Consider the following 22,457-nt stretch of genomic DNA (forward strand, 5'->3'; position numbering starts at 1 on the left):
TTTGCATATCGTTACCATTTACCTATTTTCTAGCCTCACACAACCTTTCCAAAAAAGAAAAGACCCTGCTTTGAAACAGGGCCTCTCTATGATCACGTATTATTCACCTGTACCATGTTCTCTTTGATATTGTTCAAATTCTTTAGTTGTACAAAGAACGTGATGTCCTGGGCGCACTTCACGGAATTCAGGCTCTTCACTCGTATCGTGCTGACTCGGGTCGTATGTGAAACGTTCACGGGAACGCTCATAATCCGGGTCAGGAAGAGGAATCGCAGAAAGCAACGATTGTGTGTATGGGTGGATTGGATGCTTGTACAGCTCTTCGGAATCCGCAAGCTCCACCATTTTACCGAAGTACATGACACCAATACGATCACTGATGTATTTGACCATCGACAAATCGTGGGCGATGAACAAATAAGTGAGATTTTTTTCTTCTTGCAACTGTTTGAGCAAGTTGACAACCTGTGCCTGAATCGATACGTCCAGCGCTGAAATCGGCTCATCAGCGATGATGAAGCTTGGATCTACCGCTAACGCACGTGCAATACCGATACGCTGACGCTGTCCGCCACTGAATTCGTGAGGATAACGGTTAGCGTGTTCTTTGTTTAAACCCACGGTTTCCAGTAATTCATGGACTTTAGCTTTACGAGCTTTTGCGTCCTTTGCCAAACCATGAATATCCATACCTTCTGCAATGATATCTTCAACCTTCATACGAGGGTTCAAAGATGCATAGGGATCCTGGAAAATCATTTGCATTTCACGGTTGAACTTTTTCAACTGATCACGGGTTTTCTTCCCATGGACATTGTCGCCTTCGAAGAAAACTTCCCCTTCTGTTGCATCATACAAACGGATGATCGTACGGCCTGTTGTCGACTTTCCACAACCGGACTCACCGACTAAACCGAACGTTTCTCCTTTGTATATATCGAAGTTCAAGCCATCTACCGCTTTCACGACACTATGCCGGCCTGTTTTGAAGTGCTGTTTTAAATTTTTGATTTCTAATAATTTTTCTTGACTCATTTGTGATCACCTTCCGAACTGCTGGATGCATTCGCCATACCTTCTATACGCTTTTTGACAGACGCTGGAGGCTCGATGTCCGGTGCATTTTCATGAAGCAGCCAAGTAGCTGCGTAATGGGTGTCACTCACTTTGAACATCGGTGGTTCTTCTTCTAAATCGATTTTCATAGCATATTTATTACGAGCGGCGAAGGCGTCCCCTTTCGGCGGATTCAGCAAATCTGGTGGCGAACCTGGAATCGCAAAAAGCTCTTCATCTGCACTATCTAAAGAAGGCATTGAGCCAAGCAGTCCCCATGTATAAGGGTGTTGAGGATTATAGAAAATATCATCAACGGTACCGACTTCGACGATTTTACCCGCGTACATAACAGCTACTCGATCTGCTACGTTCGCAACCACACCAAGATCGTGTGTAATGAAAATCGTACCAGAATCCGTTTTCTTCTGAATATCTTTCATAAGCTCAAGAATTTGTGCTTGAATGGTAACATCCAAAGCTGTTGTCGGCTCATCGGCAATCAACAACTTCGGGTTACAAGCTAGGGCAATCGCAACGACAACACGCTGTCTCATGCCACCAGAGAATTGGTGTGGATATTGTTTGATTCGGTTTTCTGCATCTGGTATTCCAACAAGTTCTAAAAGCTCTAAAACACGTTTTTTCGCTTGTGTTTTACTCATTTTCTGGTGTTTGATCAAACCTTCCATGATCTGATTACCGACCTTCATCGTTGGATTCAATGATGTCATCGGATCTTGGAAAATCATCGAAATTTCTTTACCGCGTATTTTTTGCATTTGTTTTTCAGTCATTTTTGCTAAATCGCGTCCTTCAAAAAGGATCTCTCCCTCTTTGATTCGACCCGGTGGCTTAGGAATCAATTGCATAAGAGCTTTCGTCGTTACAGATTTCCCGGAACCTGACTCTCCGACAATGGCAAGTGTTTCCCCTTTTTTCACATCGAAGTTGACCCCACGTACAGCTTTCACTTCACCGCCGTAGGTGTCAAAGGATACGTGCATATTTTTGACTTCAAGTAGTTTTTCCATTGTGTACACCTACCTCCTATTCGCGCATCTTCGGATCGAATGCATCACGAAGACCATCAGCTAAGACATTAAAAGCAATCATGATTAGAGAGATTATAATTGCCGGGAATAACAAAATGTGTGGATAGATCTGCAGTGAATTAAATCCATCGTTAATCAACGTACCAAGTGATGCCAGTGGTGTCGGCAGACCTAAACCGATAAAGCTTAAGAAAGCTTCAAAGAAAATCGCAGAAGGTATAGAGAACATCGTATTAATGATGATCAAACCTAGGACGTTAGGAATCAAGTGTCTCCGTAAAATACGGTTATCCTTGGCACCTAATGTACGAGAAGCGAGGACGAACTCCTGGTTCTTCAGTTTCAACACTTGCCCCCTGACAATCCTGGCCATTCCAATCCAGCCGGCGATCGCTAACGCTATGGTAATCGAGAGTATGCCCGGCTCAAGGATCAGGATCATCAAGATAACGAGCACAAGGTTCGGAATACCGACAATGACTTCGATGATACGCTGCATGATGTTATCGACTCGTCCGCCATAGTAAGCAGAAATACCCCCGTAAGCGACACCGAACAACATATCAATGGCTGCAGCTAAAACAGCAATGTAAAGAGAAACCCTTGTTCCCATCCAGGTACGTGTCCATAAATCACGCCCAAGTCCGTCTGTACCGAACCAGAAATTCTCTTCCATATTTTTTGCTCCATAAGCATCATACGTAGCTTCTACTTTCGCCGGCTCCCCATTAGAACCGTCGTTCAAGACCTCTGTCTTAATGTACTCCTCTTGATTGTTGAAGCGCATCAAGGCATTCTGCTCTGCTTTTTCCAAAGAATCCGCCGTTTGTACGGAAGTCAAAGTTCCGTCCATTCCCAACCAGCTCAGAGCTTCTACTTTAGGTGGCATTTTTGCCCTGGACAAATCTTGTTCAAATTGGCCATATTCATTCATATACGGGCCGAAGGCCGCCATGACCACTAATACAATCAATACAGCTAAGCCGATCATTGCTCCGACATTTTTACGAAGTCGGATGAAAGAGTCCTGCCAGAAGGAAAGACTCGGCCTCGCTATCTTTTCACTATCATTGCTGCTCATGTCTACCGGTACGAATAAATCTTTCGATGGTTTATTGTTATCCATAAATGATTACTCTCCTTCTGCCAGTCGAATTCTAGGATCAATGACTCCATAAAGCAAATCAATGACCAGTACGATGAATATAAATAGGAAAGAAATCAATAATGTTGTACCCATAATGATTGGGAAGTCATTGACGTTAATTGCTTTAACGAACTGTTCACCAATTCCAGGCACAGCAAAAATGTTTTCAATTACTAAAGTACCTGTCATTAGACCTATTGCTAAGGGTCCTAAGACTGTAATCAATGGAATCAAAGCGTTACGTAAACCGTGCTTGAAGACAACACCGAATTTGTTGACCCCTTTCGCTCGGGCCGTCACGATGTAATCGGATCCCATAACTTCCAACATTTCGGTTCTCATAAAGCGGGCTGCAATTGCAAGTGGGAAGATCGCCAACGAAACAGTTGGTAATACCGTATACTCCCAACCTTCCCACAAGGCAACTGGGAACCAGCCTAACTTCACACCAATGTAGAATTGGAGTAAACCTGCAAATACGAAAGAAGGGATTGATTGTCCCAATACCGCTAGAAATGTCGATGTATAATCCAATGGTCCATTATGATATATCGCAGAAACCAATCCTAACAGCATTCCGAGTATCGTCCCGATTACCATTGCCTGAATTCCAAGCTGCATAGATGGACCGATACGCCCCATAATGATATCCGTAACTTCACGGTTGTCGAATTGGAACGAGATACCTAAATCACCTTGAGTCAGGTTGACCATATAATTAAAATATTGCACAGGAACCGGATCATCCAACCCATATTTCTCTAAAACAACCGCCTGCTGTTCTTCTGATAATTTATCTGCAGCACTTAGGGGAGTACCTGGTAAAAACTTCATCAAGAAGAAAGTAGCGGTAGCGATCACAACCATCGTTATAACCATATAAACTAGTCGTTGAAGTATATAACGTGTCACACTAACACCTCCGTTTGTATAAACCCTATATCACTATACATTGTTGAAATTGACAGAAATTTTTATATAATTAGAATATTTTGATTGCAGGGAAAAAGAGAGCATACGCCAACACGTTGGACATATACTCTCTTCCCTATAAAGCAAGCCTATATGTGGTTGGAATTGGTTAGTTCAATTATTTACCTTCAATATAAGCATGTTTGTAAGTGTAGTCAGGTCCCATCGGGTTGACGATTACACCTTTAAGATATGGCTTCCAAAGCTGAGCAGTAGCACGCTGATAAAGAGGTGCTAGAACAGCATCATCTTGAATCAACATTTTCTCTGCTTCAAGGAACAATTCGAAACGCTCAACCGGCTCTTGAGCAAGCTCAGTATTCGCTTTTTGAATCATGCTGTCATACTCTTCACTAGAGTAGCCAGTCTTGTTATTTCCCCCATCTGTAACCCACATGTTCAAGAACGTGTTCGGGTCGATGTAGTCAGGACCCCAGCCAGAGTTTTGAAGCTCATATTCCATGTTAGTGTCACGGTCCAGACGCTCCTGGAAAGGTACAGATTGAACGTTTACAGTCAAACCTTCAAGCTGCTGTAATTGGTCTTTGATATAAGCATCAAGGTTCTGAGCAACTTCACTGTCTCCACCAAGGTAGTTCAGTTCAGCTTCTTCAATACCAAGTTCTTCTTTAGCAGTAGACCAAAGGTTTTGTGCTTCTTCTAGATTGTACTCGACAAGATCGCCATTCAGTTCACGGAAATCTTCCCCGCTTTCAGGGTGAGTAACAAAGTTTTGCGGGATATCACCGACAGCAGGAAGAGAACCGTTATTCAAAATAACGTCTACCATGCTCTGACGATCAATCACCATTTGAATTGCTTTACGAGCGTTTACGTTAGACAGGATTTCATTTTCCTGATTCATCTTAATATAGAACAATGTTGGTTCTTCATTGATTTGGAACTCTTCAGATGTACGATATTGGTCTACGAATTCAGAAGAAAGACCAACACGGTCGATTTCACCAGTGTCATATAGATTTACACCTGTAGCTGTGTCTTTAACGACTTTAACGTTAATTTGCTGAAGTTGTACATTCTCTGCATCCCAGTAATCTTCGTTCTTTTCGACTGTCCATCCTTCACCGTGGTTCCACTCAGTCATTACGAATGGTCCATTAGAGAGTAGTGTGTCAGCTTCTAGAGCATACTGATCGCCTTGCTCTTCAACGAAAGCCTGGTTCAATGGTAGGAATGTACCGAATGTAGTCAGTGATTCGAAGTATGGTACTGGTTTTTCAAGTGTAACTTCTAATGTATAATCGTCTGCTGCAGTTACACCCAGCTCTTCTACTGGAGTTTCACCCTCTGCGATGGAAGCAGCATTTTTGATGACGCCGCCCATCATGTAAGGGCCGTACTCAGATCCAGTGTCCGGGTTAACCGCACGCTGCCAAGCATAAACGAAGTCGTTTGCTGTAACAGGGTCGCCATTTGACCAAACAGCGTCTTCACGAAGGTTGAAAGTCCAAGTTAGACCGTCTTCACTTACTTCGTGGTCCTTTGCAATTCCTGGTTCAGGTTGTCCTTTTTCACCTAGACGATAAAGACCGTCCATTGTCGAACCTAACCATTGGAATGCAACAGCATCCGTTGCCATTGATGCATCCATTGTTGGGATTTCTGCACCATCGATAAGATTAAGTACTTGTTCGCTGTCCCCTGAAGCTTCGCCTTCTGTGTCTGATGTGTCCTCTGAGTCAGCATCATCTGTGGAATTAGATGTATCGTCTGATCCACCAGAACATGCTACGAGGAACATGCTGAGTACTAGTGCAAGTACCAGCAGTAACCAATTTGTCTTTTTCATGTAGAAAATGACCTCCCCTAATAATTTTCTAAAAATTTGGTGTGGCACTTTGTCCACATATCGAATTATACAAGTTTTCTAACTATTTTGCATTACCTTTTTTTCTGAATAATTTCAGGATTCCCATCATTATTACGTTTCAGTAACATAAAATGTGACTATTTACCTAGTTTATTTTACAAATTTACAGTTTGAATTTTATTAATTATAAGCGTTTATGCATAAAAATGACTTGGTATTTTCAAAGAATGTTATTTATCGCGTTTATCCGTTAAAGTGTTTGCATAGGCTATTCAATATTTTTTCAATCTTGAATTTTCAGTTTATTTGATTGTGTTAACAATTCCTCGGATGCTCAAGACATGCTATAATATATACAGTTTTTGACGAAAGGTGGAAATGGTTTGAGCATCATGAGAAACAAATGGGTAATGATTCTTATCAACATAGCTGTCGTAACGCTGCTATTTGCTGTTTTGGCACCTGTTTACGATTTGTTTCATTACATAAATCAATTATTTTACGTTGCGTACTTCTATTTATTTTTCGGTATTATCATGTGGGTCGTCCGCGGAGGATTTTTCGACGGGATTACATACGGATTTCGGAGATTTACAAACCAGATGTCCAAACAGAAGGATTATCTGGATGACTGGAAGGAGAAGCCGCTGCCATCCAAGAACATATCAAGCTCAGTCCCCAAGTTCTTTTTATTTCATGGGATGGTGTTAAGTATTGGTTTACTGGTCTTACTACTGCTCTATTACTTACTCAAATAACTTGCAAGTAAAATAAGAATACTTTATAATACAAAATTACTACTATTGAACGAAAGGCAGAGATGAAAGATAAGTACGTTTGATGAGTTCTTCTCAGAGAGGCTGTATTTGCTGTAAACAGCTAAGAACCTCAAACGGAATTGGGCTTTCGGAGCTTCTTCGGACGTATATCGGCGTTAACGATGCAGAGTTGACTTTCGTATTAGTCGAGAGTAACAAGGGTGGCACCGCGGATCATTCGTCCCTTCCATTTTGGAAGCGATGAATGATCTTTTTTGTGTAAAAATATTAGATGAGGTGATTGTGATGAAGACAATTTTTTCCGGAATTCAGCCAAGTGGTACATTGACATTAGGAAACTACATTGGAGCAATGAAACACTTTACAGAAATGCAGGAGGATAACAATTGCTATTTTTGCATCGTAGACGAACATGCGATCACCGTCCCACAGGACCGCCTGGCATTAAGGAACAACATTCGTTCGTTGGCGGCTCTATACTTAGCTTCAGGAATCGATCCTGAGAAGTCCACTTTGTTTATCCAGTCCGAAGTCAGTGCCCACACCCAGTTAGGGTGGATGTTACAATGTGTCAGTTATATTGGCGAGCTTGAACGTATGACTCAATTCAAAGACAAGTCGGCCGGTGGAGAAAAAGAAGGGGTTTCAGCAGGCCTTCTCACTTATCCCCCATTGATGGCATCTGATATTCTCTTATATAAGACTGATATCGTCCCGGTCGGGGATGACCAAAAGCAGCATTTAGAGTTGACACGTAACCTCGCCCAGCGCTTCAACAACAAGTTCAATGACATCTTTACTGTACCTGAAGTGAGTATTCCCAAAGAAGGCGCCCGCATTATGTCCCTTCAGGATCCGACTAAGAAAATGAGCAAATCCGATGAAAACCAGAAAGCCTTCATTTCTATGTTGGATGATGAGAAGAAAATTTTGAAAAAAATCAAGAGTGCAGTAACCGATTCAGATGGCATCGTTAAATATGATAAAGAGCATAAGCCTGGAGTTTCGAATCTGCTGACTATCGAATCAGCATGTAGTGGCGTATCGATCAATGAGTTGGAACAAAAATATGAAGGTAAGGGGTATGGGGACTTCAAACAAGGAGTTGCAGAAGCAGTCATCAATATCTTGAAACCCATCCAGGAACGTTACAAAACGTTAATTGATTCTGAGGAACTCGATAATATTTTAGATACAGGCGCAGAAAAAGCATCTTTTGAAGCAAACAAAATGCTGCGCAAAGCGAAAAAAGCCATGGGTCTTGGCCGGGTAAAGAAAAAATAACTGGTCAGAACAAACGCGAAAGAACTGTTTGACCGTTATTTAACACTCCCAGACAATGAAAAAGCCAGAATTGAGATTCACTCCTCAATTCTGGCTTTTCATATGTTCTGAGACACGCTCATTCTCTCCGTGCCAAATCGTCTCAAAGAATGGCTGCCCTTTCACCATTTTCTTGCATAATTCCTCGTGCATTTTAGACCAACCATGACATGTTCCTTCATATAAACGATCCCATGCTTCTCCATTTGAAAATTGCTTGATATTCGAATATTGCCCTGGATCCCATTCTGTTAACCAGTAACGAATTTCCTCTGGATGGTCGGAATGCTTCAATTGATCGAGCACCATCATTAACAGCTGCTTCAATTGTCTTTCTCTTCGCGTCAATCCAGACATTTTATCAGGTTCAAGCGAAAGGATATGGTGTTCTTTTGTAACACTTTCTTCTATTAAATAGATTTCTGGCTGCTTACCTTGAACCATTTCATATACTAACCGTTCCTGTCTTGGTATCAGGCGGCTTTTCTTAACCGGAAGTGTGTAACCGATAGTATCAAATACGATGACATCTTTTCCATCAGTGACAACTGCTGCGTATTCAACAGTGTGACGCTCCTGGTTTTTCTTTATATACGTTTTTCGATGTATGTCCTGGAGTAATGATGCCGGCAGATCCTGCAAATCATTTTCAATAAAATTAAACATTTCTTCACTCACTAGAATTAAAGGGATTTGATCAACCAACTCAATGCCATCCTCTTTGCGCCATTCATGAAAACGACACACGTTATACCCATTCTCTTCACCTTCAAACCAGTTCACCCACAGATCATGCATGTATAACATTTCGGACCCTCACTTTCACTCGTGATCTCTTTTGGTTACATTATGACCATTACTGGCTTTTTTATTCTTTCAATCCATAATTTAGAAAATTAATCTTCCATGAGAATCAAAGCAATTGTAATCATCAAAATACCTGTTGGAAATAAGTAGCACTCTAACCTTGTCCTAATAAAAATCATAAATTCTATCCACGTTAGCCCAGCAGGGACAAGATTCAAGTAAGTAATCGTCACCGTTCCCCCTGCGACAGCGAATCCGAACCCTGTCAAAAGCAGCAGCCAATACCGCATAAGCATATCCCCTTCGGCTTGTCCTCCTATTGTTATCTTATGAAACTGCACGCTTGGACATGCGGCGAATTGCCTTTAAATCCTACTCTTTACTTCCTTTCCAAATACAGGTACATTAAATAAAGTACAAGCTTTATCATTGAAAGGATGATGATTGTTGTCCCAAAAACGTTCTGTACGTAAACTGCAGAAAAAGCGCAGAAAACGTAAGGTATTTATCGCACTTTATTGCTTATTTTTTCTAATAGTCCTCGGATATGCTGGATATGAATATTTACTTGGTAAACATCAAGCTATGAATAACCAGGCTTCGGCAGAAGAAAGCGGCTCTTCCATCGAAGCCTCCGCGAGTCCTTACAAAGATTCCTTCCAAGGAAAGGACAATGGAGACAGCAGAATGATGGTGTTATTACTGGGCATCGACCAAAGAGGAACAGAGCTTGCCAGGACCGACACTATCATGCTTGCCGAGTACGACCCTGAATCCGAAAGCACGAAAATCGCTTCTCTAATGAGAGATACCTATGTAAACATTCCGGACCATGGCTATAACAAATTAAATGCTGCGTTCGCCCTTGGAGGTCCTGAACTCCTGCGAGAAACAATTGCTGAGAATTTCGGAATTGAAGCAGAGTACTATTCAATTATCGATTTTAAAGGTTTTACACATATTATCGACACCCTCTCTCCTGATGGGATAGAAATGAATATTGAAAAGGATATGCACTACGTATCCGGTGGGGGAGACACTAACATCGATCTGAAGGAAGGAAATCATACACTGGACGGTGAGGAGTTACTTGGTTATGTGCGTTTTCGCGGGGACGCTCGCGGCGACTTCGCTCGTGTGGAACGCCAGCAAAAAGTGATCGACATTTTGAAAGATGAACTCGTCTCATTCCAAGGTGTCTTGAAAGCACCGCGTTTGATCGGCACATTACAACCATATATTGATACCAACATTGGTGGAAGCAAAATTCTACAGTTAGGGAAAGACCTCCTCATGAATCCTATGGAAGATGTTGATATGTTGAGTATACCTACCACGGATAACGTGTGGGACGAAAGAAAAGCTTACCCGATCGGTCTTGTTCTCAACCATGATGAAGAACAAACAAGAAATACTTTACAACTGTTTTTTGGTAACGAAGAATAAAAAATCCCCCGATGACCAAAGTGGCCATCGGGGGATTCGTTTTATTCTTCGTATTTTTGGAATATAAGACTGGCATTATGACCACCAAAGCCGAGAGAATTACTCATGACGGCGCTGATCGTTTGCTCACGTGCTTCATTCGGTACATAATCCAAGTCACATTCTGGATCTGGCGTTTCGTAATTAATGGTTGGAGGAATAATTCCTTCGTTGATCGCCCGCAAGGAAATAACCGCTTCAATCGCTCCTGCAGCCCCCAGCAAATGACCTGTCATCGATTTTGTGGATGAAATCGCAAGCTTATTCGCATGCTCCTGGAAAACCGTTTTCGCTGCGTGAGTTTCGAATTTATCATTTAGATCTGTGGAAGTACCATGAGCATTCAAGTAATCAATGTCTTCAGGTTGAATTCCTGCATCATCAATAGCTTGTCTCATCGCTCTTGCAGCTCCATCCCCTTCTGGTGCTGGGGAGGTAATATGGTACGCATCGCCTGTTGAACCATAACCAGTCAACTCACCGTAGATTTTCGCTCCACGTTTTTTCGCTGATTCTAGTGTTTCCATAATCAATATTCCTGCACCTTCACCCATGACGAAACCATCACGGTTCTTGTCAAAAGGACGGCTCGCTGTGCTTGGATCTTCATTTAAAGACAGAGCACGAGCGGCAGCAAAACCAGCGAATGACATCTTATTCATGGGTGCTTCTGTACCACCGGCGATCATAATATCTGCATCGCCGCGCTGAATAACCTTGAAGGCGTCCCCGATGGAGTTCGCTCCAGATGAACACGCGGTAACCGTACAAGAGTTGATTCCTTTCGCACCAAGTGAAATAGAAACTTGCCCTGCTGCCATATCAGGAATCATCATCGGAATGAAAAACGGACTGACACGACGGTAGCCTTTTTTCTGGAACGTTTCGAACTGAGATTCATATGTGCCCATTCCACCGATGCCAGAACCGATCCAAACACCAGTACGATTAGCAATGTCATCATTAATATCAAGTCCGGCGTCCTCGACCGCCATGTGAGAGGCGACCATTGCGTATTGCACGAAAGGATCCATCCGACGCACATCTTTTCGATCTACATAACCAGAGGGATCGAAATCTTTTAATTCAGCTGCTACATGAACAGGATAATCCTCCTTATTCACTTTGGTGATTTCTCCTACACCTGAAACACCACTTTTAATATTTTTCCACATTTCTTCTACTGAATTACCGACAGGGGTCACAGCCCCCATACCCGTAATGACGACACGACGTTTATCCATCATTGTATTCCTCCTTGATTACTTCCCCCATCGAAGGGCAACGGCTCCCCAAGTGAGTCCGCCACCGAATCCGACAAGAACGACTAGATCATTATCTTTTATTTTACCTGCCTTCACATCTTCTGACAAAGCGATCGGAATCGAAGCTGATGATGTATTGCCATACCGTTTGATGGTGGTTGACATTTTATCTTCAGAAATCCCTAAACGCTCTCTGGCAGCTTCCATTATTCTTATATTCGCCTGATGTGGTACTAAGTAGTCAACATCCTGTTCACTTAGACCAATTTTCTTAACGACATTGACAGAGGATTCCGGCATTTGTCTGACCGCAAATTTGAAAACCTCACGACCATTCATAAATAATTTATCAAGTTCATTCTGGTAAAGGTGAGACCCTCCACTTCCATCTGAACCGAGTTCAAATGAAAGAATTCCTTTATCTTCACTGACAGGCCCGATGACTGCTGCACCTGCTCCGTCTCCGAAGAGTACGCAGGTATTACGGTCATCCCAGTCCGTGATTTTAGAAAGTTTTTCTACACCGACTACTAGAACGTTTTTATAATCATTGGATTCAATGAATTGTTTCGCAGTAATGACACCATACATGAATCCGGCACAGGCAGCACTTACATCCATTGCAGCCACTTTGTTTGCTCCTAACCGATGTTGGAGCATTGCTGAAACGGAAGGGAAAGGTGTATCAGGAGTGACTGTAGCCACAAGGATCATATCCAAATCCTTCGCTTCAAGATTCGCATCCTTCAGTGCCTCTTCAGCTGCACGGAATGCCATATCAGAAGTATCCATGTCATCTGCTGCAATCCGGCGCTCTTCTATCCCTGTACGCGTCCGGATCCACTCATCACTGGTATCCACCATTTTCTCTAAATCCTGATTAGTCAGAACTTTTTCCGGTGCGTAGTGTCCTACGCCAATGAATCCTGCGTTCATATGTTCATCCCCTTAAAGGTAATATCTAATATCAATTCTTATGACTTGGTACTAATTTTAATTCATCTTGTTTCATTCTGCAAGTTTTCGAATAGGTAGTAAACTAGACAGTCTCTTATGGGTAAATGGCCATACAAAAGAAAAGTTTCCTGTAGACAGCCCACAGAAAACAGGCTTTGGTATCATAAATTGGTAGTACAGGAGGTGTTCTGGTATGGGAGAAAGAAAGTCTTCTCCTTTCGATAATTTCTGGGGATTCAATCAACAGGAAGATCGTAAGGAGAAAGAAGAGGGATCATCACAACCAAAATGGCCGGAATTGTTCGAAGAAGCATCAAAAACATGGAAATCCGTGTCTCCGATGATCAAACCGATGATCGATCGTTTCAAGAAGTAACATTCACTTTTACTGAAGGCCTGGCAGGACCTGCAAACTTGTGACCATCAAAGAATGGTGAGTTTCTACAAATAAAAACTCTGAAGCCAAACGCAGGCTCCAGAGTTTTTCAATTGGGCAGCTCTTCTGTTTCTATATACTGTTCCACTGCTGCCCTCATTTCTTTTTGAAAATCAGCAGGGACAGCAGGACTGTATTCGCCCATTTCAATGGCCCCCTCTTGAAAATCAAACATCAATGCTTTTCCTGGCAGATTGTCATTCATATATCTTTCCATTGCAATCCTATATACTTCATCCACTTTTTGCACTGTGCTTGTCAATACTGTATTTTCTGCTACAGAAGATTGATCCTGCACATACCCGATGGCATAGTTTCCATCGATTTGCGCCTGTTCAATGACAGGTACATTAAAAATGTCACCAGCCGGGTAAAATACATCCGCCCCCTCTTCACTCATGTTTTCATAAAACATAAGCGCCATCTGGGTATTTTCCCAACTGTTTGTCAAAGCTATATCAACATCAGCCTCAGGATTTTGATGAATCACACCTTCATAGAAACCCTCCACTTCAGGCTGCCATTCAAAAACACCGATCAGACCAATACGATTGGTTTCTGTCATTTCGCCCGCGACCATTCCAGCAAAGAAGCCCATGGCTCTTGCACTGAAATTTAAGCTGGTTACATTCTCCGCAGAGAATTCTCCATTAAAATAAATGAAATCCACCTCAGGGTAAGCCTGATGGATTTCACGAAAATGGTTGCCATAGATATTGCTGTGCCCGAATATGACATCGACACCTTTATTAACTAAATCTTCTACTGCCTCAGCAGTCTGGGTATAGTTTTTGATACCTTCTTTAAAATAAATATCTACACCATAATCCTCCTGAATCGTCTGCAGTCCTTTATACCCTTGCTGCCCCCATGCTTGATCATGAATGGTTGTTTCCACAAGCATTCCCACTTGGGTTTCTTGATCATAGCCGGGAAACGCCTGGCATCCTGCTAGATAAAAAATTAGAGATAATATCATGATGAATCTCATTTTCACACTAAGCACTCCTAAACTACCACTACTTGTATCCTCCTTTATTCTACATGTTTTTCAGTAAAAAAGTAAATATACTGATATCAGAGCACTATGCCTATACCAATAAACGCTGGCAACGCCAGATCTCCTCCAACCTTTCTTTCAAAACACTTTCTCCCTGCTCTGTTGCCGTCCAGTAAAAACCCTCATCTCTCAGCACAATAGGGAATAGCTCTTTCAGAAAATCTTCTATATAAACGGCTTCATGATCTTCCACCCATTGTTGGAGGCTGTCTTTATCCCTGATCCCTAACCGTTCAAAGTTCATCCATTCCCCGTAAAGCGGAGGTAATTTGACAAGTTCTTTGTCTCTATCATTTCTTTTGATCAGTATGCAATCTTCCACAAATTCAATCATGACCTCATCATCTGTCTGCTGTACATGATTTTCTTTTTCCTCTTTCCGAAAAAAGTGCTGAAAATTACTATTCCTTCCGACGTACATATATAATAAATCACTTCGCTCATCGACAATCGGATCGATACCGACCACTTCAATCCCTTCTTGAAGAAGACCAGTACTGATATGATACCCGATCCAATGGAAACACGGATGAACGGTTACCATCATAGGACCTCCCCCTCTTTCATCACTTCTTATATTTTATTCATAATGAAAACAAATCATGAAGCGATTTCATATTTCTTTTTCTTCCCAGTTCTGCTAATATAGAAATAGATTGCGTATAAATGAGGTGAGTAACTATGCGAATGATTTGGACAATCATTTGGGCCTTTCTATTGAGCTTTATGACCGCTTATGTAGTCAGTAATATGGCAGGAAGCAGTTTCGCTTTCTCCCAAGTTATCACTATGACCATCCTATTCACTTTGGCCGCCGTGGTACTTGGAGACGGACTCATAAAAGAGGAAGTCTAAGCCTTTTTAACATGGAACGTTGCTATCTAGCGATGGCAGCGTTTTTCATTTGTTCACAAAACTGTACTATTCTTTGATAAAATGAATAACTTGGCTTATTGTACATAAAAATCAATCAACGATATATTTAGGAAAGCTAGTTCGCATGAGCAGGAGGATTTGAAATGGAACAATTATGGTTATTGATCAAATATTTATTTCTTGGGATTTTCCAAGGGTTTACAGAACCGATTCCGATTTCATCCAGCGGTCACTTAGTGATTGCCCAAGAATTATTGGATTTGAATCTGAAAGGGCTGAGCTTCGAAGTACTCGTCAACTTCGGCTCTCTGATCGCTGTCTTGATCATTTACAGGGACGACTTGATCCGTCTGGTCAAAAACGGGATCGGTTACCTATTGAGCCGTGATGAGCGCCAAAAAGATGACTTTGACTTCATCATTTACTTGATTATCGGGACAATCCCTGCAGGTGTACTAGGGATATTGCTTGGCGATGCTATCGAAGGTTTATCTAATGTACAAACCGTCGGGATCACCCTCATCATTACGGGGATCGCCTTATGGTTGATCCGCAATATGCGGGGAAGAAAAGGCGATAGTCAAATGACTTGGAAAGACGCCTTGATCGTAGGGATTGGACAAGCTGTCGCTTTAATTCCAGGGATCAGTCGTTCCGGAGCGACTATTGTCGCTGCTATGTTTTTAGGAATGAAACAAGAAACCGCCCTGCGCTTCTCTTTCTTGCTTTTCATACCGGTCAGTCTTGGCACAATGCTTCTTTCAATTGAAGAAGTAATCGCAAATGCCACCTCTGCTACCATATGGGCAGCCTATGCTATAGCACTTGCTGGTTCTGTCGTCGCTTCGTATTTCTCTTTGAAATGGTTCATGAACATCATGGCCCAAGGAAACCTGAAGTATTTCGCGTTTTATTGCTTCATCGTCGGTGGCCTTGTCATCTTATTTTTATAATCGATAAAAAAGGGAACGAAATCGTCTAAAGATTTCGTTCCCTTCTTTTGATATATGAGGATATTTACATGATGTCGAGTCAAAAAGCCTCCTACAACAACTTGGGGGTTCGTTACCGAATAAGGGATAGGGGTGGCTTATAAACAACTCGCTTTCCTGCGGGGGGAACTGGCAAGCCTCCTCGCTCGTTAACACTCACTACGGGGTCTCGCCTAGCCCCTTCTCCCGCGGGAGTCTCGTCATTTCAAAACCACCCCATTCCACATGTAATGAACGAACCCCACCATAGGAGAGGAGAAGAGTCTTAAACTATAGATAAAACGTTCTCCAGTCATCCCCCATCATGCTATTTAGGGTGTATTTCGAATAACTTCATACATAAAATTTTCACCGCTAAACAACTATTTCCTCGCTATTGGAAGAGTAGTTTTCTTACATATTTGAAACGATTTCGAGAAACAATTATAGCAAGGGGCGGCGGGGAATGGGGAGACTCCTGCGGGAAGAGAGTGCTTGGTGAGATCCCGGAAGGCGAAAGCCTGAGGAAGCTCACTGCGCTCCCGCGGAAAGCGATCCATTCCCCACCGCCCTGTTCAACTAAAAAAAACATCTCGAAATCAATCCTTCTAGATATGAAGGCGATTTATCCACCACTAACTGGCGGGATGAAAGCGATGGTATCGCCTTCTTCGATTTTCATGTCATTTAAAGCGAACTCCTCATTGACTGCCGTCATACACGACTGGATTTGGTCCAGGCCATACTTTTCACTAACCAGCTCTTTCACCTCTCCAACCGTGCGGCCTGTCACATCAATTTCAAGTTCTTCTTTTTCGACACGTTCTCGTAAACCTGCGAAAAACAACACACGATTCACCGAATCTCCTCCTCCCTGGGTATTCCTTGTTTTGTTTCTTTTTGATTACCGATCCACTCTTGCCCATTTTCCCAATGTTCCTTCTTCCAGATAGGCACGACTTCTTTCATCCGTTCAATAGCATAGCGGCTTGCTTCGAAAGAGTCGTCCCTGTGTGGAGTGGAAACAGCGATGATTACAGCAATATCGGAGATTTCAAGACGGCCGATCCGATGGGCGATAGCGATTTTGACATCCGGCCACTTCCGGTCGATTTCTTCAGCTATTTCTTCAAGTTTCTTTTCTGCCATGGATGTGTAGGCTTCGTATTGCAAGAAGAGCGTCCGTTTTCCTTCTGTAAATTCACGGACTGTACCGATGAATGTATTGATAGCCCCTGCTTCTCTTCTCGTAACGAGTTCAACCATCGAGGACACCTCGAGCGGCTTGTCTGTTATCCAGCATCTCTTCATCTTCCTGCGCCTCCTTTGGCAATCTCAAACACTTCAGGCAAGCGTTCTCTCCAATCATCCAGTTTGATTACCGGGTAAGTGACATGACCTGTCTGCACTTCATCCCAAGTGATCACAAGTTGAATATTAGACAGTTGAGTAAGTAATGGCAAATCTTTTTCCCTTTTAATGATGACAGCTTTCGGATACTCCTCTTCTTTAAAACCTTCGACAGCTATTAAATCCGGTGAAAAATGACGATAAATGGAGACGAGCTCCTCTAGTGGGAAGTCATCCTCATGCGACAATTCAAGTTGAAACCTTCTTGGACTATCGACGCCCGTCAAAAATGCACCTGATTCATGTAATCGGTAACTGTCAGTTTCCAGATGCATCACCTTCAATGGTTCTTCGTGACTGTGATGTTTAATCGCTGCTACACGCTCGCCTTTTTCGGCGCCGTAAGCGATCAAGTCTGACAATAGTGAGGTTTTTCCACTATTTTTAAAACCGACAAATTGAAATACTGGTGCACGGCTCATGACTCTCCCCTCCCTTCCTGAATGTTACCTGATTTCAGTTATATAAAAACCCCTACCGCAGTGAAACGGCAGGGGCATCTCTTACAAATAATCGAACGAAATCAATCTGGGATCCCAAGAGCGATCTTCGCGTAACGGCTCATACGATCTTTCGTCCATGGCGGATTCCAGACGATATTAACTGTTATTTCATTTAATTCCGGAAGGTCGGCCATGCAACGCTTCACGTCTTGTTCAATATGACCTGCAAGTGGGCAGCCCATTGCTGTCAATGTCATCGTCACTGTAGCATCGCCATTATCATCTATATCGACGCCATAAACCAAACCTAAGTTTACGATATCAATGCCGAGTTCAGGGTCAATGACATTTTCAAGAGCGCCCATTGCATTTTCTTCAAGTGCAGTTGTACTCACATTAGTTCCCCCTTCACATTTCTTCAAACTCTATTATAAACAAAAATTCGATGAGAATAAAATATTCCCCTTTATTACAATACTAATTCCAACCAATTAACCATTTCGATCACGGCAAAACGACTTACTTTGTGATCTTTACCGACTTCACGCAGGAAACGTATATTCTCGGGATTTTTATAATGCTCAATAGCTGTATTATAAAAATCATATGAATGTTCAAATGGTACAACAGGGTCGGCATCCCCGTGCCAAAAGAAGAGTGGTCGACCATACAGTTTATCGATTTGCCTGGAGAGGTCGATTGATTCCAACGAATTGAAGAGTTCATCCAGCTCGTCTTGGTCAATCGGGAGTAGGATACCGGTTTGTTCAACATCTTTGATAAGTTTTTTTGCGAAATCCACCGGTTTAGGTGAACCCATCATGATCGTGGACGCCTGAATCCATGGATACATCGTCAGGGCAGCACTTGCAGTGACCCCTCCCATCGATGTTCCCCCAATACCGATCCTTCTATCTTTGATTAAACCGATTCGATCAAGTTCATCTTTCATATCTTGGAGTTCTTTTAAGTTTTGATACACGATATCCCAAAATTTAAAATTCAAATCCTGTTTGGACAGTTCTTTTTCCCGTTCCCCATGGTAAGCACTATCAGGCAAGATGACCCGATAACCTTTTTGAGCGAGTAAATACGCTTGGGGCAGGTTATGTTCTTTCGCTGATGTAAAGCCATGGAAATAAATAAAAACTGGAAGGGGTTCTTCTTGTTTTGCAGCGTCGACTACTGTCAGTACGGGTACGTTCTTCAAGGTATTCCGATAAATGCCAATCATTATTTCTGTTTCCTTTCTTAATATCTTTACTTGCTTTTTAAATGGCCTTCATATTAATTTTATATAATACTCATCGTAACACTGCCAGTATCGATTGGAAAGAGTTAGGTAATGAGACGGGTAATTCTTTACAATTAACCTGCCTTCCCGATAAACTATACATACAAATGAGGTGAAGAAAATGAATCAACACTTAATCGCATTAGATTTAGATGGAACCCTTCTAACCGATGCAAAAGTAATTAATGAGAAAACGAAAAATACAGTGAAGAGTGCTATGGAGCAAGGACACATTGTCGTGATTGCGACAGGTCGTCCTCACAGGGCGAGTATCGACTTTTACCATGATCTCGGATTGGAAACACCAATGGTCAATTTCAATGGGGCTTTGATCCACCATCCGAAAGACCAGCGGTGGGATGCAGTCCATTCTCCTCTTGGTATCCGTACCGCCCATAAAATCATCCATACATGCCAAGAACTCGGAGTGAAAAATATTCTGGCAGAGGTAATGGATGAGGTATACTTAGATCAGTATGATGAAGAAATCATGAGCATTTTCCACACAGAAAACAACACCATCACAGTCGGTCGTTTACAAGCAAACTTAAAGGAAGACCCAACATCTATCTTGATCCATCCTGAAGAAGAAAAAATCAAACAGCTTCGTGCACAGCTTGATGAACATGCATCATTAATCGATCACCGTAAATGGGGTGCACCATGGCATGTGATCGAGATTGTCCGGGCGGGGATGAACAAAGCTGTAGGCTTGGATAAAATCGCCCGCTATTTCCATATACCAAAGGACCGTGTCATCGCATTTGGAGACGAGGACAATGATTTTGAAATGATTGAATATGCCGGGGTCGGTGTTGCTATGGGCAATGCGATCAACGAACTGAAGGATATTGCCAATCATGTCACACATACAAATGAACAAAACGGCATCGGCGAATTTTTAAATGATTATTTAAAAATCAACCAACGGGCTATATAAACAATTTTTTCCTTGTGTAAAAAAGAAGGCTCTTGCCATACTAAGCTTGAACGTGAAAGCGTTCAGGCTTTTTTATGACAGGAGGTCTTGTCATGGAGCAGCAAAAGAAAACCAATCGCAAAGACAAAAGCTGGACAGAAGTTCGAAGGTTCGACGAAAGCGAGATGGAGCCCAAAAGGCTTTCAGAAGCTAAACGTAAAGAAATCGAAGCTGATCAGCATACGGTAGGAGGGTTTTAACTATGAATAGAAACCTTTTTGAAAACGCGCGAGAAGCAGTCAACCGTTTCACTCAAAATCGTGGTGAGGGCCGACAAGCCCCGGCGAACAAGGAAGATATGCAAGCCGCTAAACAAGCAATCCAATCTGCCTATAGCCAATGTTCACAACAGGAGAAACAACAGCTACAGCAATTGGAACAAGAGCTTGAATCTCATCACAACAATTTGCGATAACAAAAAAAGTCAGGTCGGAAATTCCGGCCTGATCTTTTTTTCTATTTTACGTTATCTTTTTGATGAATCGGGTATATAGTAAGTAACCCCCCTAATGATTTTCTAAAACAAAGAAGCGCCTGATTGAGTGCACAATCAGGCGCTTCTTTGTTTTTTGAAATGCTCACCATATATAAGTATCAAAATTTCCTGGATTAAGAAAAAGCCGAGGACGTTTCCCCGGCTTTTTCAGTAAAATCGATCATATGATTTTTTCAAAGTGATCGCGTAAAGCACATGACCGATTAACCAATAAAGAATCGCCGTCCAATCCGTCAGAGCGGGCGTTTCTTTAATCGCAAAAATCGTCAGTGGAATGTAGGTGGATGCTGCAATGGCTGTCAAAACGATGGCGAGTTTCCAACGGTTACGGTTCGTCTCTTTCCACTTGCGCATGAACACATAAGCGTAAAGAATTCCGATCATCCAGGAAATGACTAAGTGGAAAAACCATTCCAGTGGAACCGGCCAATCGATTCCTCCGATAATAGGTATGAAATCGACGTTCATCAGAAGTGTATAAACTTCCTTTCCTGTAACCATTTCCACATACCACATATAAAGTCCCAGAACGATTCCCGAGGATGTTCCAATGAAAAGACCCCATCGAATCATAAATCTCCTCCAGGTTTTAGTAGGCTTCCTGTTTTCTAAGTTCCCTCAGCAAATTTTCTAAAACCTGGCGAAGCTCTCGATAATCCCCTTCGATCATACGGAAATACATCGCTCTCATAAAGTGTTTACTATTGTTGATGATAATGTCTTCATCAGGATTCTGCCAGCTGTCACGAATGTAGAGCAGTGTTTCCAGCCATTCAATACGCTCCGCATGCTCAATCTTTCTGAACATCATCAGCACTGCTGTCACCATCCGCTCTTCTTCATCGAAAAGATATGGCTGATCAATCATAAACTGTTGTCTGATGACTGGTAACATCTCGAGCACTTCTTCTTTGGTTATTTCTTCACAAGCAGCCACACTGTAGATTGCATCTGCCGCATGGGCCATCGCGTGCGCCCACCCTTTCTCTTTTACGTACCCGCGGTGATCCTTCTCTTGCTGCATATATTTTTTCAGGTTTTCCCATACTCGGTGGATTTCTTCTTCTTTCAAAAAAGGAGATTTCCTATGTTTTTGCATGATAGGTGGAATCAGCAATACAGAAAAGCTCCGCTTGAAAACGGCATCTTCTTCGTTTTTTGACATCCCAATACGGTAAAATAAGTAATTTTTATTTAAAATTGATTGGAGGATATTCTTCAATTGTTCGTTTGTATAGTGACCACGTTCGATGAATGTCGTAAAAATCATATGAATCAATTCATCCCTCAAAACGGGATGGACTGACCCGATTTTTTGGAGCATCATCGTGGTGAGCTCTTGTAGGTTCTGGCCTTCCGGCAATGTATAATCATTGTCTTTGATCGGCTGTAACACATCTATCAATCTCGACTCCATAGCACACCTCCTAAAATTGTATTCATTGTATCACAATTTTCCATTCCTCATGTAAAGAAGAGATTACAGTTTTGATAGGCGCATTTTTTTGGTAAAATAAGAAGAGATGTAAAAGAGGAGGATAATAATATGACTATACAAGTACAAGAAACACCAAACCCGAATGCACGTAAATTCACAACAGAATCAATGATTTTCCAAGGGGAAGGCAGTGTCTCTGTCATGCCTGGTCAAACCAGTGAACATAAAATCATGAACGATTTGATGGAATTGGACGGCGTTGACAACGTTTTCGGCTTCCAGAACTTCATCACTGTCAACAAACTCCCCCAAGCAGATTGGGACGAGCTTTCCGAAAAAGTAAAAAGCACATTAGAAGAATACGGTTATTAATA

Annotated in this window: 28 protein-coding genes and 1 other annotated feature; of the genes, 10 read left to right on the forward strand and 18 right to left on the reverse strand. The window is 42.2% G+C overall.

Going from position 1 to position 22,457, the window contains the following annotated elements:
- Positions 1 to 99: 99 nt before the first annotated feature.
- The 5 genes from HLI_RS04815 to HLI_RS04835 form a co-directional block, all read right to left on the reverse strand.
- The gene (locus HLI_RS04815; protein ID WP_128523526.1) at positions 100 to 1,038 is read right to left on the reverse strand and encodes an ABC transporter ATP-binding protein; all 939 of its coding nucleotides are present in this window, start codon (positions 1,036 to 1,038) and stop codon (positions 100 to 102) included.
- On the reverse strand, positions 1,035 to 2,093 hold the full coding sequence (locus HLI_RS04820) for an ABC transporter ATP-binding protein (protein ID WP_128523528.1): 1,059 nt from the start codon (positions 2,091 to 2,093) through the stop codon (positions 1,035 to 1,037). The genes HLI_RS04815 and HLI_RS04820 overlap by 4 nt, the downstream gene beginning before the upstream one ends.
- 16 nt (positions 2,094 to 2,109) lie before the next feature.
- Complete coding sequence (opp3C, locus tag HLI_RS04825; protein ID WP_128523530.1) at positions 2,110 to 3,240, reverse strand: oligopeptide ABC transporter permease; 1,131 nt, start codon at positions 3,238 to 3,240, stop codon at positions 2,110 to 2,112.
- Between the two features lie 6 nt (positions 3,241 to 3,246).
- Complete coding sequence (gene opp3b, locus HLI_RS04830) at positions 3,247 to 4,173, reverse strand: oligopeptide ABC transporter permease (protein WP_128523532.1); 927 nt, start codon at positions 4,171 to 4,173, stop codon at positions 3,247 to 3,249.
- Positions 4,174 to 4,351: 178 nt separating this feature from the next.
- Positions 4,352 to 6,043 carry a peptide ABC transporter substrate-binding protein gene (locus HLI_RS04835; protein WP_128523533.1) on the reverse strand — a complete coding sequence of 564 codons (1,692 nt, stop codon included), beginning with the start codon at positions 6,041 to 6,043 and terminating at the stop codon, positions 4,352 to 4,354.
- A gap of 413 nt (positions 6,044 to 6,456) precedes the next feature.
- Here HLI_RS04835 and HLI_RS04840 point away from each other — a divergent pair, with 413 nt between their 5' ends.
- Both HLI_RS04840 and trpS read left to right on the forward strand, forming a co-directional pair.
- On the forward strand, positions 6,457 to 6,822 hold the full coding sequence (locus tag HLI_RS04840) for a DUF3899 domain-containing protein (protein ID WP_241655986.1): 366 nt from the start codon (positions 6,457 to 6,459) through the stop codon (positions 6,820 to 6,822).
- A gap of 50 nt (positions 6,823 to 6,872) precedes the next feature.
- Positions 6,873 to 7,071, forward strand: a binding site (T-box leader).
- A gap of 57 nt (positions 7,072 to 7,128) precedes the next feature.
- Positions 7,129 to 8,127, forward strand: a complete 999-nt coding sequence (trpS, locus tag HLI_RS04845; RefSeq protein ID WP_128523537.1) for a tryptophan--tRNA ligase — start codon at positions 7,129 to 7,131, stop codon at positions 8,125 to 8,127.
- An 84-nt stretch (positions 8,128 to 8,211) separates the two neighbouring features.
- Here the strand turns inward: trpS and HLI_RS04850 are convergent, their stop codons facing one another.
- Positions 8,212 to 8,973, reverse strand: coding sequence for a YjbA family protein (locus HLI_RS04850; protein WP_128523538.1), 762 nt, complete (start codon positions 8,971 to 8,973; stop codon positions 8,212 to 8,214).
- A gap of 89 nt (positions 8,974 to 9,062) precedes the next feature.
- Positions 9,063 to 9,263 (reverse strand): YuzI family membrane protein, encoded by a 201-nt coding sequence (locus HLI_RS04855; RefSeq protein WP_128523540.1) that lies wholly within the window; start codon positions 9,261 to 9,263, stop codon positions 9,063 to 9,065.
- Between the two features lie 157 nt (positions 9,264 to 9,420).
- Here HLI_RS04855 and HLI_RS04860 point away from each other — a divergent pair, with 157 nt between their 5' ends.
- On the forward strand, positions 9,421 to 10,419 hold the full coding sequence (locus HLI_RS04860; protein ID WP_241655936.1) for an LCP family protein: 999 nt from the start codon (positions 9,421 to 9,423) through the stop codon (positions 10,417 to 10,419).
- Between the two features lie 41 nt (positions 10,420 to 10,460).
- Here the strand turns inward: HLI_RS04860 and fabF are convergent, their stop codons facing one another.
- Together fabF and HLI_RS04870 are read right to left on the reverse strand one after the other, a co-directional pair.
- Positions 10,461 to 11,702, reverse strand: coding sequence for a beta-ketoacyl-ACP synthase II (gene fabF, locus HLI_RS04865; RefSeq protein WP_128523542.1), 1,242 nt, complete (start codon positions 11,700 to 11,702; stop codon positions 10,461 to 10,463).
- Between the two features lie 18 nt (positions 11,703 to 11,720).
- Positions 11,721 to 12,659 (reverse strand): beta-ketoacyl-ACP synthase III, encoded by a 939-nt coding sequence (locus HLI_RS04870; RefSeq protein WP_128523544.1) that lies wholly within the window; start codon positions 12,657 to 12,659, stop codon positions 11,721 to 11,723.
- A 214-nt stretch (positions 12,660 to 12,873) separates the two neighbouring features.
- On the opposite strand from HLI_RS04870, the gene HLI_RS04875 reads away from it, so the two are divergent.
- The gene (locus HLI_RS04875; RefSeq protein WP_128523546.1) at positions 12,874 to 13,056 is read left to right on the forward strand and encodes a hypothetical protein; all 183 of its coding nucleotides are present in this window, start codon (positions 12,874 to 12,876) and stop codon (positions 13,054 to 13,056) included.
- 109 nt (positions 13,057 to 13,165) lie between these two features.
- On the opposite strand, the gene HLI_RS04880 is transcribed toward HLI_RS04875, so the two are convergent.
- Positions 13,166 to 14,107, reverse strand: coding sequence for a BMP family ABC transporter substrate-binding protein (locus HLI_RS04880; RefSeq protein WP_241655987.1), 942 nt, complete (start codon positions 14,105 to 14,107; stop codon positions 13,166 to 13,168).
- Positions 14,108 to 14,207: 100 nt separating this feature from the next.
- Entirely contained in the window at positions 14,208 to 14,723 is a 516-nt protein-coding gene (locus tag HLI_RS04885) for a hypothetical protein (protein ID WP_128523548.1), read from the reverse strand.
- 134 nt (positions 14,724 to 14,857) lie between these two features.
- On the opposite strand from HLI_RS04885, the gene HLI_RS04890 reads away from it, so the two are divergent.
- Both HLI_RS04890 and HLI_RS04895 read left to right on the forward strand, forming a co-directional pair.
- Entirely contained in the window at positions 14,858 to 15,031 is a 174-nt protein-coding gene (locus HLI_RS04890; protein ID WP_128523549.1) for a YjzD family protein, read from the forward strand.
- 164 nt (positions 15,032 to 15,195) lie between these two features.
- On the forward strand, positions 15,196 to 16,005 hold the full coding sequence (locus HLI_RS04895) for an undecaprenyl-diphosphate phosphatase (protein WP_128523551.1): 810 nt from the start codon (positions 15,196 to 15,198) through the stop codon (positions 16,003 to 16,005).
- A gap of 643 nt (positions 16,006 to 16,648) precedes the next feature.
- Here the strand turns inward: HLI_RS04895 and moaD are convergent.
- The 5 genes from moaD to HLI_RS04920 all read right to left on the reverse strand — a co-directional run bounded on the left by moaD (position 16,649) and on the right by HLI_RS04920 (position 19,110).
- Positions 16,649 to 16,882 carry a molybdopterin converting factor subunit 1 gene (gene moaD / locus HLI_RS04900; RefSeq protein ID WP_128523553.1) on the reverse strand — a complete coding sequence of 78 codons (234 nt, stop codon included), beginning with the start codon at positions 16,880 to 16,882 and terminating at the stop codon, positions 16,649 to 16,651.
- Entirely contained in the window at positions 16,879 to 17,334 is a 456-nt protein-coding gene (locus HLI_RS04905) for a molybdenum cofactor biosynthesis protein MoaE (protein WP_128523555.1), read from the reverse strand. Before HLI_RS04905 ends, moaD begins: the two co-directional genes overlap by 4 nt.
- A complete protein-coding gene (gene mobB, locus HLI_RS04910) occupies positions 17,331 to 17,855 on the reverse strand; it encodes a molybdopterin-guanine dinucleotide biosynthesis protein B (RefSeq protein WP_128523556.1) in 525 nt (174 codons plus the stop codon). Before mobB ends, HLI_RS04905 begins: the two co-directional genes overlap by 4 nt.
- 101 nt (positions 17,856 to 17,956) lie before the next feature.
- Entirely contained in the window at positions 17,957 to 18,241 is a 285-nt protein-coding gene (locus tag HLI_RS04915; protein WP_128526818.1) for a metal-sulfur cluster assembly factor, read from the reverse strand.
- Positions 18,242 to 18,345: 104 nt separating this feature from the next.
- Positions 18,346 to 19,110: an alpha/beta fold hydrolase gene (locus HLI_RS04920; RefSeq protein ID WP_128523558.1), complete on the reverse strand. Its 765-nt coding sequence runs from the start codon at positions 19,108 to 19,110 to the stop codon at positions 18,346 to 18,348.
- 181 nt (positions 19,111 to 19,291) lie between these two features.
- On the opposite strand from HLI_RS04920, the gene HLI_RS04925 reads away from it, so the two are divergent.
- The 3 genes from HLI_RS04925 to HLI_RS04930 all read left to right on the forward strand — a co-directional run bounded on the left by HLI_RS04925 (position 19,292) and on the right by HLI_RS04930 (position 20,564).
- Positions 19,292 to 20,110, forward strand: coding sequence for a Cof-type HAD-IIB family hydrolase (locus HLI_RS04925; RefSeq protein WP_206659637.1), 819 nt, complete (start codon positions 19,292 to 19,294; stop codon positions 20,108 to 20,110).
- A gap of 92 nt (positions 20,111 to 20,202) precedes the next feature.
- Positions 20,203 to 20,349 carry a hypothetical protein gene (locus tag HLI_RS21495; RefSeq protein ID WP_164908487.1) on the forward strand — a complete coding sequence of 49 codons (147 nt, stop codon included), beginning with the start codon at positions 20,203 to 20,205 and terminating at the stop codon, positions 20,347 to 20,349.
- A 2-nt stretch (positions 20,350 to 20,351) separates the two neighbouring features.
- Entirely contained in the window at positions 20,352 to 20,564 is a 213-nt protein-coding gene (locus HLI_RS04930) for a DUF3813 domain-containing protein (protein ID WP_128523562.1), read from the forward strand.
- A gap of 228 nt (positions 20,565 to 20,792) precedes the next feature.
- Here HLI_RS04930 and HLI_RS04935 read toward each other — a convergent pair whose 3' ends face one another.
- On the reverse strand, positions 20,793 to 21,218 hold the full coding sequence (locus HLI_RS04935; RefSeq protein ID WP_128523563.1) for a hypothetical protein: 426 nt from the start codon (positions 21,216 to 21,218) through the stop codon (positions 20,793 to 20,795).
- Between the two features lie 16 nt (positions 21,219 to 21,234).
- Complete coding sequence (locus tag HLI_RS04940; RefSeq protein WP_128523565.1) at positions 21,235 to 22,062, reverse strand: DUF2785 domain-containing protein; 828 nt, start codon at positions 22,060 to 22,062, stop codon at positions 21,235 to 21,237.
- A gap of 129 nt (positions 22,063 to 22,191) precedes the next feature.
- On the opposite strand from HLI_RS04940, the gene HLI_RS04945 reads away from it, so the two are divergent.
- Positions 22,192 to 22,455, forward strand: a complete 264-nt coding sequence (locus HLI_RS04945; protein WP_128523567.1) for a NifU N-terminal domain-containing protein — start codon at positions 22,192 to 22,194, stop codon at positions 22,453 to 22,455.
- Positions 22,456 to 22,457: the final 2 nt, after the last annotated feature.

This window comes from Halobacillus litoralis (assembly GCF_004101865.1).
GTDB classification, from domain to species: Bacteria; Bacillota; Bacilli; order Bacillales; family Halobacillaceae; genus Halobacillus; species Halobacillus litoralis_A.

Coding starts and splice junctions, on each gene's coding strand:
- HLI_RS04815 (WP_128523526.1), bottom strand. CDS start 1,038: ATGAGTCAAGAAAAATTATTAGAAATCAAAAATTTAAAACAGCACTTC.
- fabF (WP_128523542.1), bottom strand. CDS start 11,702: ATGGATAAACGTCGTGTCGTCATTACGGGTATGGGGGCTGTGACCCCT.
- opp3C (WP_128523530.1), bottom strand. CDS start 3,240: ATGGATAACAATAAACCATCGAAAGATTTATTCGTACCGGTAGACATG.
- HLI_RS04925 (WP_206659637.1), top strand. CDS start 19,292: ATGAATCAACACTTAATCGCATTAGATTTAGATGGAACCCTTCTAACC.
- HLI_RS04935 (WP_128523563.1), bottom strand. CDS start 21,218: ATGATTCGATGGGGTCTTTTCATTGGAACATCCTCGGGAATCGTTCTG.
- HLI_RS04915 (WP_128526818.1), bottom strand. CDS start 18,241: ATGGGCGCTCTTGAAAATGTCATTGACCCTGAACTCGGCATTGATATC.
- HLI_RS04895 (WP_128523551.1), top strand. CDS start 15,196: ATGGAACAATTATGGTTATTGATCAAATATTTATTTCTTGGGATTTTC.
- HLI_RS04820 (WP_128523528.1), bottom strand. CDS start 2,093: ATGGAAAAACTACTTGAAGTCAAAAATATGCACGTATCCTTTGACACC.
- HLI_RS04835 (WP_128523533.1), bottom strand. CDS start 6,043: ATGAAAAAGACAAATTGGTTACTGCTGGTACTTGCACTAGTACTCAGC.
- HLI_RS04880 (WP_241655987.1), bottom strand. CDS start 14,107: ATGAGATTCATCATGATATTATCTCTAATTTTTTATCTAGCAGGATGC.
- HLI_RS04945 (WP_128523567.1), top strand. CDS start 22,192: ATGACTATACAAGTACAAGAAACACCAAACCCGAATGCACGTAAATTC.
- HLI_RS04930 (WP_128523562.1), top strand. CDS start 20,352: ATGAATAGAAACCTTTTTGAAAACGCGCGAGAAGCAGTCAACCGTTTC.
- HLI_RS04940 (WP_128523565.1), bottom strand. CDS start 22,062: ATGGAGTCGAGATTGATAGATGTGTTACAGCCGATCAAAGACAATGAT.
- HLI_RS04920 (WP_128523558.1), bottom strand. CDS start 19,110: ATGATTGGCATTTATCGGAATACCTTGAAGAACGTACCCGTACTGACA.
- HLI_RS04870 (WP_128523544.1), bottom strand. CDS start 12,659: ATGAACGCAGGATTCATTGGCGTAGGACACTACGCACCGGAAAAAGTT.
- HLI_RS04875 (WP_128523546.1), top strand. CDS start 12,874: ATGGGAGAAAGAAAGTCTTCTCCTTTCGATAATTTCTGGGGATTCAAT.
- HLI_RS04885 (WP_128523548.1), bottom strand. CDS start 14,723: ATGATGGTAACCGTTCATCCGTGTTTCCATTGGATCGGGTATCATATC.
- HLI_RS04905 (WP_128523555.1), bottom strand. CDS start 17,334: ATGAAGAGATGCTGGATAACAGACAAGCCGCTCGAGGTGTCCTCGATG.
- mobB (WP_128523556.1), bottom strand. CDS start 17,855: ATGAGCCGTGCACCAGTATTTCAATTTGTCGGTTTTAAAAATAGTGGA.
- HLI_RS04855 (WP_128523540.1), bottom strand. CDS start 9,263: ATGCGGTATTGGCTGCTGCTTTTGACAGGGTTCGGATTCGCTGTCGCA.
- HLI_RS04840 (WP_241655986.1), top strand. CDS start 6,457: ATGAGAAACAAATGGGTAATGATTCTTATCAACATAGCTGTCGTAACG.
- trpS (WP_128523537.1), top strand. CDS start 7,129: ATGAAGACAATTTTTTCCGGAATTCAGCCAAGTGGTACATTGACATTA.
- HLI_RS04890 (WP_128523549.1), top strand. CDS start 14,858: ATGCGAATGATTTGGACAATCATTTGGGCCTTTCTATTGAGCTTTATG.
- HLI_RS04850 (WP_128523538.1), bottom strand. CDS start 8,973: ATGTTATACATGCATGATCTGTGGGTGAACTGGTTTGAAGGTGAAGAG.
- HLI_RS21495 (WP_164908487.1), top strand. CDS start 20,203: ATGGAGCAGCAAAAGAAAACCAATCGCAAAGACAAAAGCTGGACAGAA.